Here is a 9,490-nt window from a genome sequence, read left to right on the forward strand (position 1 = left end):
AATGACCGCCATCCGGCACCGGATGGCGCATGGCGCTCCAGATTGCGCGAAAATACGCCTGACATTTCGCTCCTTTTTCCCTTTGGGTTCTTGTTTACAAACCAAAAAAACTGCTCTGGCTTGATTGCCGGAGCAGGTTTTTCTACAAGCTGGGGCGGCATGGAGAAATCCATGCCGCCTTTTACATACCAAAATTCATCCAAACCCCAAAAAGGTTTTGCGGAAAATAAGTTTTTACGGATTGCAAGTAAAAACTATTGATATTCTTGGAGTTTTTCGCTATACTATTAGTAAGGAATAAGGAGGCGAACGATATGATTATCCGACCACAATATATGAACACGCTGAAAACCTATCGGGATGTTCCGCTGGTGAAGATACTGGCAGGAATCCGGCGCTGTGGTAAATCCACAATTTTAGATATGCTGCGGGCTGATCTGCTAAAAAGTGGGATTGCCGCAGACCACATTATCAGTATGCGTTATACGTCAGAGGATTTTGACGACGGTATGACCGACAAGGATATGTATAACGGTATCAAGGAGCAAATGACCGGAGATGGGCGCTACTATCTGCTGCTGGACGAAGTGCAGGAGATTGACGGTTGGGAAAAAGCAGTCAACAGCCTGCTGGAAAATGCCAATACCGATATTTATGTGACCGGCTCCAATTCCAAGCTGATGTCCAGCGAGATCTCGACCTATTTGACGGGACGATATATCTCCATTCCGGTTTATACGCTGTCTTTCGCTGAATATCTGGATTTTAAAAAAGCAGATTCCCGTTCCCCAAAGGAGCTGTTAAACGAATACCTGCGGCTGGGTGGATTCCCCATTGTGGCGCTGGGCAGCTTTGACGAACGCTCTGCCTATCAGATCGTGGAGGGAATCTATAACTCTGTGATTACCAACGATATTACAAAGCGGCACAATATCATGAACTTCGATTTGTTCAACCGTGTTGTAAAGTATATCGTGGAAAATGTGGGCAAGACCTTTTCAGCCAATGCCATTGCGAAGTTTCTCAAAAGCGAGGGACGTTCCCTATCCGTCGAAGCAGTTTATAACTATCTGAACTGGCTGGAAAAGGCGTTTGTGATCTATCGCTGCCAGCGATATGATTTGCAGGGAAAATCCGTGCTGAAAACCCAGGAAAAATTCTATCTGGCAGACGCTTCTCTGAAATACTGCATCATGGGCTTTAATCCGAAGTCTATTGCCGCTATGCTGGAAAACATCGTGTATTTTGAACTGCGGCGGCGGGGCTATGAAGTTTATATCGGGAAGAATGAAACGAAAGAAATTGATTTTGTGGCGGTGCAGCGTGACGAGCGTATCTACGTTCAGGTGTGCCGCAGGCTGCCGGAGGAATCGGATCGGGAGGTTGCCAATCTCCTCGAAATCAAAGACCACTATCCGAAATATGTGGTAACGCTGGATGAGTTGGCGGCAGGAAATATCAATGGCGTGAAGATCGTGCATTTGGCGGACTTCCTGCTGAGTGACACATACTGATCTAAGAGTGTGATACAGTGCCGAAAGAAGGGTGGATATGACCAAACAGGGCGATTTCCTCATTTATTGCGTGGAAACCTACAAAAACGCCAAGCACTTGACTGGCAGGCAGGTGGCGGAACTCTTTACCCGCTACGATGTATGGGACTATGTGTATTCCTGCTATGAAGCCCTGCACACCACCGGGGCCAATTATATCGTGGAGGATATCGATCTCTATATTGAGGTCAGGAAACCTGCTATGGCTTAAAGCTGCTGCCAAAACTGCACACTCCCCATTCGTATCTGCATATAAATCGCAAAAGTATATGCAGAAAAGGGCCGATTGGAGCAATCCAGTCGGCTTTTTCCATATCTGAGAAGAGTACAGCCCCCTTTACATAGTCAGCTACCCCACATGGGGCGGCTAATCTACGGCTATGTAAAGGGGGCTGTATTTTTTTATGCCTTTTTACGATTCAGAAGCCATCGAACGGGCAAGGCAGGTGGACTTGCTCACCTACCTGCAGACCTGCGAACCCCAGGAGCTGGTTCATGTCTCCGGTAACGTCTACTGCACCAAGACCCATGACAGCCTACGGATTTCCAACGGCAAATGGTGCTGGTTTTCCCGTGGGATCGGCGGTTGCAGCGCGCTGGACTATCTCATCAAGGTCAACGGCTATTCCTTTTTGGAGGCCATGGAAACCATCTCCGGCAGGGCGGCCATCCCGCCGCCTTCCTTTGTGCCAGCGCCGAAGGAGGAAAAGACCAAGCACCTGCTTCTGCCCCAGGCCGCCCCAGACAACCGGGCGATGATGGCCTATCTCAAGGGCCGAGGCATTGACCAGGAGATTTTGGACTACTGCGTCCAGACCGGGCGGATTTATGAGAGCCGGAACAAGGGCCACAGCAACGTGGTTTTCGTGGGTTTTGACAAGGATGGCAAGGCGCGGTTCGGCTGCCTGCGGGGAATCAGTGAAGCCCGGTTCCATGGGGATTTAAGTGGCAGTGATAAGCACTTTTCCTTTGCCCTGCCCGCCTGCGTGGAGAATCCAGCAGTTCATCTGTGTGAGTGCGCCATTGATGTCATGTCCTACGCTACGCTCTGCAGGCTGGACGGGATCGACTGGCGGCGGCACAATCTGTTGTCCCTGGCCGGGGTGTACCAGCCAAAGAAAAAGATCGAGGAAAGCAAGCTGCCGGTGGCCCTCACCCGGTTTTTGGAGGACCACCCCCATGTGAAAACCATCTATCTCCATCTGGACAACGACACCGCTGGCCGGCTGGCGGCCAAGGCAATCATGGCTGTCATGCCGGAGGGCTACCGGGTGGAGAACAAACCGCCGCCCCGTGGAAAGGATGTGAATGATTTTCTGTGCCACCGGCTGGGGATTCCCATTCGGGGCAGCCACGGCAAAGAGCCGGAGCGGTGAGTTGACGGTTCTCCAGCTTCGACAAATTCTCCCTCTTGCAAATTGTTATCATATATGTTAACATTGAAGCAGTGAGGTGAGAGTATGGATGAACTGCGCAAACGGCAGAAAATCATATCCCAGCTTGTGGAGGCCCGTCTGGAACAGGGCATTTCCCAGGCAGAACTGGCAAGGCGGCTGGGAATCCAGCGTTCCGGCATTAACCGCCTGGAAAGTGGGACACAGAACCCCACGCTTGATATGATCTTAAAAATCGCCTCGGCGCTGGGGAAGGATGTTTCACTGGAACTGAACGACAAGGAGGAGCCTATGAGTAATGTTTACAGTCTCCGCATTTATGATACGGAGCTAATGCGCTTTTCCATGGAAAAGCAGGGCTTGTCCGGCCTTGTGGCTGAAATCTTATACACCAACGAGGAGCAGGCCCATTTGCTGCCTTTGGATATGGAGCGCGCCGGCGAGGGCGTCATCCATTGGCTGGAGCGGCGGGTTATCCCCAAAAACCGCGCCTTTGTGGACGAGATTTTGAAAACCCTTGGCCTCAGCCATAACGACACCAAGGGAATCATCGACGTGTGCAAGGGGCTGTCGCTGAACGACAGCTATTGGGTGGTGCCGGAAGGATTTGAGGGGAAATTTTCCCAATACAATCTTTACGAAAACCGTTTTTCTGAGATACTGGCGTTGGTGGCCTATACCGGCGCAGGCGGGAGCAGGCAGGCGTTTACCACATCCCCGGAGCTGACCACAGGCGGTATGCTGCCCAAGGCGTGGCGCTATGTGGAGCACGATGGGATTTATCTCTACAAGGGCGGCACGACCGGCGCGTCCAATGCGGGCCGGGAGCCGTACTGCGAGTATTATGCTTCGCAGATTGCGGAAACCATGCGTCTGAACGCCGTGCATTATGACCTGGAGAACTGGAAAGGTATTACCGCCTCTAAGTGTGCCCTGTTTACCAACATCGACACGGCCTATATTCCCATCGGGCGCATTGTCCGAACCGGGGGCATTGCCGCCTGCCTTGCCTACTACGACAAGCTGGGGCCGGAGTTTTCCGAGCAAATCCGCAGTATGCTGGTGTTTGACGCCCTGATTTACAACGAGGACCGCCACTTTGGAAACTTCGGCGTCCTGCGGGATAACCACAGCGGCAACATCATCGCACCCGCCCCCATTTTTGACAATGGGCTGTCCCTGTTCTGCTATGCCGGCAAGGAAGATTATGCGAACCTGGACGAGTATGCAAAAACCCGTTCTAATCCCTACAACATCTCCTATGAGGAAGTGTGTGCGGAGGTCATGGGGCCAAAGCAGAAAGAGCAGCTCCGCCGCATGATCGGGTTCCGGTTCAAGCGCCACGAAAGCCTGGGCCTGCCGGAAGAACATCTGCAGGCCATTGAGAAGCATTTGGAGGGCCGGGTGCGCAAGCTGCTGGCAATCCCCACCCGTCATCTAAAACAGGAGAAGGCGCGGTAAAAACGAATACCTTTTTGGAGAGCGTTCTGAAAATGGACGCTCTTTTTTGCTGCCCATTTTTAGAGAGGAGCGTGAGCGATGAACCATTATGATGTTACCATCCGGGAAACGCTGGAGGTGAAAATGAAGGTGGCGGCAAACAGCCGGGAGGAGGCCGAGCAGTTTGCCAGGGATCAATGGAAACGCGGCGAGGTCGTTCTGGACGCCAGCCATTTTACAGGCGTGGAGTTCCATGCCAAGCGGTATTCCCGTGACCGGGGCGAGCGATGAGTTCTTTTTTCGCCTGTCCCGGATTCCCCGCAGGGGAATGGAATGTAGCTGTACCAGCAAGCATCGCCTTTGTGATACCACAAAGGCCGCTTGTTAGGGGGAACGCCCCCTAATACCCCTTTTGAAAGGATGGAGGTTTTCATGGAAGGATTGTTTTTCGCCATTGGATTTCTGCTGGGCGGTGTGGTCGGCGTGCTGATTATGTGCCTGCTTCAAATCAACCGCATAGGCAGAAAGGAGGATTCGGAAGAATGAGAAAACGCAACGTACACGTTCAGTTTTGGCTGGACAAAAAAGAGGCAGAAGCCTTCAACAAAAAAGTAAAGCGCAGCGGCCTTTCCCGTGAGGCGTACTTGCGCCATCTGGTGAACGGCCTGGTTCCCCAAGACGCACCGCCACCCGCCTACTACGACTTTATGCGGGAGCTTCACCGGATCGGCGGCAATCTCAACCAGATCGCCCAGAAAGCCCATGTGCTGGGCGTCATTGATGAGCGCCGCTACGATGAGGAAATGCGGAAGTTTGACCAGCTCGTCCGGGACATCACCAAAGCGGTGATCCTGCCCAAGCCAATGGAGTAACCATGGCCACTACGTCCATCTGGCGGGTGAACGGCTGGCTGGGCAAGGTCCTCATCTATATCGAGAATCCAGATAAGACCGAAAATCCTGATTTCTTTGAAAAACAGGATATGGATGGCAAGGAGACTCAGGGCCTTGCGGATGTGATCGAGTATGCCGTTCAGCAGCAAAAAACAAGCAAGGTGGTGGAAAGCGAAGGCGAAACGGTTATGCGGCAGTTTGTCTCCGGGGTGAATTGCAGCCCCTCTACTGCCCGCGATGAGATGATAGCGGTGAAAAAGCGGTTTGGAAGGAGGACGGGACTGTTGCTTACCATGGCTATCAGAGCTTTGCCCCAGGCGAGGCCACGCCGGAGCTGGCCCATGAGATCGGCCTTGCCCTGGCAAAGAAGCTGTGGGGTGAAAAATACCAGGTGCTGGTGGCTACCCATCTGGACAGGGAAAATCATCTGCACAATCATTTTGTAGTGAACACCGTTTCCTTCGTGGACGGAATCAAATACCACCGTACCGAGCAGGATTATTTCGATATGCAGCGGGAATCGGACCGGCTGTGCCGGGAGTATGGGTTGTCCGTCATTGAAAATCCCCAGCGGGGAAAGTCCAAGCACTACGGAGAATGGCGGGCTGAGCAGGAAGGCCGACCCACCTATCTCTCCCTCATCAAAGCCGATGTGGATACTGCCATCCGCCAGTCTATGACGGAACGGCAGTTTTTTTATCATCTGCGGCAGATGGGTTACGACATCAAGGTGGGCAAGGATATTACGGTTCGTCCGCCGAATTACCCCCGTGGACGCAAACTTATGCGCAACTTTGGCGAGGAGTATTCCTTAGAGAACATCCGCAGGCGGATTTTAGCCCAGCGCCGCCCCCAGCGGGAACACAGGCCAGAACCGTTTCGGTGCAGGCTCCACGGGGATTTGAAACAGGCCAAAAAGGTGACGGGGTTTCGCGCCCTCTACTTCCACTACTGCTATCTGCTGGGGGTATTCCCCCAAAAGCAGAACCGCCCGCCCAGGCGGGTGCCTCATGCACTGCGGGAGGATTTGATCCGGGCGCAGGAGCTTACCGATGAAGCCCGCCTTCTTTCCCGGCACCGCATTGACACCCTGGAGCAGCTTAACGCCTATCGGTCCGATGTGGAATCTCAGCTTGCCGGTTTAACGGAACAGCGGAAAAGCCTGTACCGGAAACTTCGCACCAAGGCAGTGCTGGGCGACCCCGCCAGGCAGGAGCATATCCGGGCTGAGATCTCCAAACTATCTGCGCAGATCAAGGAGCTGCGCCGGGAGGTGAAGCTGTGCGAGGACATTGCCCTGCGCTCCACTTCTATCAAGGATAAGATACAGGCCGCCCGTGAGGAAGTCTCCGGCAAGGATGAGAAAGCCCGCCAGGAGCCGGAGCAGGGCCGGGCGGCTCCCCCAGGAAGGAGATGATTTTCTATGTATAACTCAGGCGATGCGGCGGAGCAAGTGGTACGGATGAGCCTGGAGGGCGCTGAATTTGCCCTCAAGATCACCGGTTCTGCTGCTAAAAATCTGGCCGCCGCCCTTTACACGGTTCTGAAAGACCAGAAAAAGACCAAGGGCAAAGCCCGCATTGAAGCTATGCTGCGGGAAAAGCGCCCCCTAAAGGTTTACACCATCAAGAAGGAGGATTGCCCGGAGTTTGCCAAGCAAGCCAAGGGGTACGGGATTGGTATTTACCTCTCATCCCGGCGCAATTACCGCAGAGGCGAAGAACACGGTTCCGCCAAATGGGGCGATCCGCGGGCCGTGAACAAGAAGTACCGGGCGAAAGACCCGTTTCAAAACCGCATTTTCACCCAGCACGTCCGCATGGGGCTGGATGGCCGGAAACACCGCCGCAACCTCAACACTTTGGTGGTGGGCGGCAGCGGTGCAGGTAAAAGCCGGTTCTACGCCAAAGTGAACATCTGCCAATGCAATACGTCCCTTTTTATTTTGGACTGTAAGGGGGAACTGCTTCGTGACTGCGGCGGCCTGTTGGAACAGATGGGCTATGAGATCAAGGTGGTGGACCTGCTGAACATGGAGAAAAGTCACTGCTACAATCCCTTTGCCTATCTGAAATCCGACAATGATGTGCAGAAGATGGTGACGAACCTGTTCAAAGCCACTACCCCGAAAGGGAGCCAGTCCAACGACCCTTTCTGGGACACGGCGGCCAGTATGCTCCTCATGGCGCTGGTGTTTTATCTGTGGTACGAAGCGCCGGAGGACGAGAAGAATTTCCCCATGATTATGGAGATGCTCCGAGCCGGGGAGGTGCGGGAGGATGATGATTCCTACCAATCGCCGCTTGACGAACTGTTTGACCGGCTGGAAATGCGCTCCCCGGATCACATCGCTGTGAAGTATTACAAGGATTATCGTTCCGGCTCTGCCAAAACGCTGAAATCTATTCAGATCACCTTGGCGTCCCGCCTGGAAAAATTCAATCTTTCCTCGGTGGCGGCCCTCACCGCCACGGATGAACTGGACCTTTCCAGCCTGGGCGAGAAAAAAGTGGCACTCTTTGCTCTCATCCCGGACAACGACGCCAGCTTCAATTTCTTGGTAAGTTTGCTGTATGCCAGCACTTTCCAAGAACTTTTTTATTCTGCCGACCGGGTACACGGCGGTAGCCTGCCCGTACCGGTGCATTTTCTCATGGATGAGTTCGCCAACGTGAGCTTGCCGGATGATTTCGACAAGCTGCTGGCCACCATGCGCTCCCGGAATATCAGCGTTTCTATCATCATCCAGAACATTGCCCAGCTCAAGGCGCTGTTTGAAAAGCAGTGGGAATCCATCATCGGCAACTGTGATGAATTTCTGTACCTGGGCGGCAACGAAACGTCCACCCACAAGCTGATCTCCGAGAACTACCTGGGGAAAAGCACTCTCTGGCTGGACACCTACGGCAAGAGCACCGGGCATTCCGGCAGCTACTCCACCAACAACCAGATTACGGGCCGGGAGCTGATGACGCCCGATGAGGTCCGTATGCTGGACAACAATTTGGCCCTGCTTTTTATCCGTGGCGAAGCGCCGTTGATGGATGAAAAGTATGACCTCTTGAAACACCCCAACATCAAGTACACCACCGATGGCGGCGCGCCCGTCTATTCCCACGGCGGCACTGAAAACGCCGTGGCGGATATGACCATTGGCCGCCTCACCCCCGGCGACCTTGCCAATATCCAGGAGCCGGAAACCCTTTACGAACTTCTGTCCGATGAGGACATGGAGAATATCTTTCAATTCAAGGAGGAAAAGCAAAATGAAGCTGTTTCATAAGGAAAGCAAGCAGAAGAAAGAAACCCGCAGCCTGCCCATGGGCAAAAAGAGCCGGAGCGCCTTTGCTGTTTATGCGGCTCTGGTGCTCATGCTGTGCTGCTGCACTACCACGGCCTTTGCTGCCAGCGACCCGTTGACGGTTATCAACAACCTCAGTGATTTCATCTTCGGCCTGATCCGCGCCGTGGGTATGATTTTGCTGGGCTTCGGCGTCGTGCAGATCGGCCTTTCTCTGAAAAGCCATGACCCCAGCCAGCGAGCCAATGGTTTTCTCACCCTGGCCGGCGGCGTTGTGATTACGTTTGCGAAGGAGATTTTGACCCTGATTACCGGCTGATTCTAATAACGGCAGTGTGGGGGCAGGTCCGTGGCGGCCTGCCCCTTACCGTTGCCGGAAAGGAGGTTGTTGAATGTCCGATAACTGGGTTGTTCAAAATTTGCAAAATGCCCTCGATACCTGGAACAAGTACCTGTCTGAGATTTGGCAGCTCATCACCCAAAGCCCGGAACAGTTTAAGGGCGGCTCCATCTGGGGCGTCATTGTCAACATCCACGACGCGGTGCGGGCCATCGGCCTTGCGCTTTTGGTGCTGTTCTTTGTGGTGGGCGTTATGCGTACCTGCGGCAGCTTTGCCGATGTGAATTTCTGTTAGAGAACATATACAACTGAATACGGATTTGTCTGATGGAAAGCACTTGCAACTATCCGAGAAAAGAACGGATATATGCAGGTGCTTTTCTTTTTCAAAAAATCAGAACACAGTGTCCAAAATCGGCTATCCGCACGGGCTGTAAGGTAGGGGGCAAGTCTGCCCGTCTGTACCTTGCTACGAAAATAAGTAGCGAGGGCGTGTACCTTGACAAACAGGTTTTCAATGCCTCATGAAAAACCATCGCAGCACAAAAAGCGGCAGGCCAAAACCTGTC

At 53.3% G+C, this 9,490-nt stretch carries 11 protein-coding genes and 2 pseudogenes; all 13 read left to right on the forward strand.

Annotated elements, in window-relative coordinates; all coding sequences use genetic code 11:
• Positions 1 to 261, forward strand: a 261-nt coding sequence (locus B5F35_RS18810; protein WP_162611466.1) for a hypothetical protein, incomplete at its 5' end; no start/stop codon positions are given.
• A gap of 53 nt (positions 262 to 314) precedes the next feature.
• Positions 315 to 1,514 (forward strand): ATP-binding protein, encoded by a 1,200-nt coding sequence (locus B5F35_RS16710; RefSeq protein WP_087242686.1) that lies wholly within the window; start codon positions 315 to 317, stop codon positions 1,512 to 1,514.
• Between the two features lie 37 nt (positions 1,515 to 1,551).
• Complete coding sequence (locus B5F35_RS16715; protein WP_206424066.1) at positions 1,552 to 1,764, forward strand: DUF3791 domain-containing protein; 213 nt, start codon at positions 1,552 to 1,554, stop codon at positions 1,762 to 1,764.
• Between the two features lie 193 nt (positions 1,765 to 1,957).
• Entirely contained in the window at positions 1,958 to 2,929 is a 972-nt protein-coding gene (locus B5F35_RS16720; RefSeq protein WP_087242688.1) for a DUF3991 and TOPRIM domain-containing protein, read from the forward strand.
• An 84-nt stretch (positions 2,930 to 3,013) separates the two neighbouring features.
• The gene (gene relB / locus B5F35_RS16725) at positions 3,014 to 4,408 is read left to right on the forward strand and encodes a type II toxin-antitoxin system RelB family anti-toxin (RefSeq protein ID WP_087242689.1); all 1,395 of its coding nucleotides are present in this window, start codon (positions 3,014 to 3,016) and stop codon (positions 4,406 to 4,408) included.
• Positions 4,409 to 4,486: 78 nt separating this feature from the next.
• Complete coding sequence (locus tag B5F35_RS16730; RefSeq protein ID WP_058967065.1) at positions 4,487 to 4,678, forward strand: DpnD/PcfM family protein; 192 nt, start codon at positions 4,487 to 4,489, stop codon at positions 4,676 to 4,678.
• A gap of 141 nt (positions 4,679 to 4,819) precedes the next feature.
• Positions 4,820 to 4,933, forward strand: a complete 114-nt coding sequence (locus B5F35_RS16735; protein ID WP_015535520.1) for a DUF3789 domain-containing protein — start codon at positions 4,820 to 4,822, stop codon at positions 4,931 to 4,933.
• On the forward strand, positions 4,930 to 5,259 hold the full coding sequence (locus tag B5F35_RS16740; RefSeq protein ID WP_087168732.1) for a plasmid mobilization protein: 330 nt from the start codon (positions 4,930 to 4,932) through the stop codon (positions 5,257 to 5,259). Before B5F35_RS16735 ends, B5F35_RS16740 begins: the two co-directional genes overlap by 4 nt.
• Before the next feature lie 2 nt (positions 5,260 to 5,261).
• Entirely contained in the window at positions 5,262 to 5,726 is a 465-nt protein-coding gene (locus B5F35_RS19365) for a hypothetical protein (RefSeq protein WP_242969571.1), read from the forward strand.
• Positions 5,609 to 6,697, forward strand: a pseudogene (locus B5F35_RS16745) (relaxase/mobilization nuclease domain-containing protein); the annotation flags it as partial. The gene B5F35_RS19365 and the pseudogene B5F35_RS16745, both read left to right, overlap by 118 nt.
• A 6-nt stretch (positions 6,698 to 6,703) precedes the next feature.
• Entirely contained in the window at positions 6,704 to 8,563 is a 1,860-nt protein-coding gene (locus tag B5F35_RS16750; protein ID WP_206424067.1) for a VirD4-like conjugal transfer protein, CD1115 family, read from the forward strand.
• The gene (locus tag B5F35_RS16755; RefSeq protein WP_015535514.1) at positions 8,547 to 8,900 is read left to right on the forward strand and encodes a hypothetical protein; all 354 of its coding nucleotides are present in this window, start codon (positions 8,547 to 8,549) and stop codon (positions 8,898 to 8,900) included. Before B5F35_RS16750 ends, B5F35_RS16755 begins: the two co-directional genes overlap by 17 nt.
• A gap of 73 nt (positions 8,901 to 8,973) precedes the next feature.
• Positions 8,974 to 9,204, forward strand: a pseudogene (locus tag B5F35_RS16760) (hypothetical protein); the annotation flags it as partial.
• Between the last annotated feature and the right edge of the window lie 286 nt (positions 9,205 to 9,490).

The sequence above is a fragment of the Anaeromassilibacillus sp. An200 genome, from assembly GCF_002160025.1.
Classification (GTDB): domain Bacteria; phylum Bacillota; class Clostridia; order Oscillospirales; family Acutalibacteraceae; genus Caccousia; species Caccousia stercoris.

What these genes read in the sequence shown, in the direction of transcription:
- B5F35_RS16710 (WP_087242686.1), top strand. Translation starts at nt 315, where the DNA reads ATGATTATCCGACCACAATATATGAACACGCTGAAAACCTATCGGGAT.
- B5F35_RS16715 (WP_206424066.1), top strand. Translation starts at nt 1,552, where the DNA reads ATGACCAAACAGGGCGATTTCCTCATTTATTGCGTGGAAACCTACAAA.
- B5F35_RS16720 (WP_087242688.1), top strand. Translation starts at nt 1,958, where the DNA reads ATGCCTTTTTACGATTCAGAAGCCATCGAACGGGCAAGGCAGGTGGAC.
- relB (WP_087242689.1), top strand. Translation starts at nt 3,014, where the DNA reads ATGGATGAACTGCGCAAACGGCAGAAAATCATATCCCAGCTTGTGGAG.
- B5F35_RS16730 (WP_058967065.1), top strand. Translation starts at nt 4,487, where the DNA reads ATGAACCATTATGATGTTACCATCCGGGAAACGCTGGAGGTGAAAATG.
- B5F35_RS16735 (WP_015535520.1), top strand. Translation starts at nt 4,820, where the DNA reads ATGGAAGGATTGTTTTTCGCCATTGGATTTCTGCTGGGCGGTGTGGTC.
- B5F35_RS16740 (WP_087168732.1), top strand. Translation starts at nt 4,930, where the DNA reads ATGAGAAAACGCAACGTACACGTTCAGTTTTGGCTGGACAAAAAAGAG.
- B5F35_RS19365 (WP_242969571.1), top strand. Translation starts at nt 5,262, where the DNA reads ATGGCCACTACGTCCATCTGGCGGGTGAACGGCTGGCTGGGCAAGGTC.
- B5F35_RS16750 (WP_206424067.1), top strand. Translation starts at nt 6,704, where the DNA reads ATGTATAACTCAGGCGATGCGGCGGAGCAAGTGGTACGGATGAGCCTG.
- B5F35_RS16755 (WP_015535514.1), top strand. Translation starts at nt 8,547, where the DNA reads ATGAAGCTGTTTCATAAGGAAAGCAAGCAGAAGAAAGAAACCCGCAGC.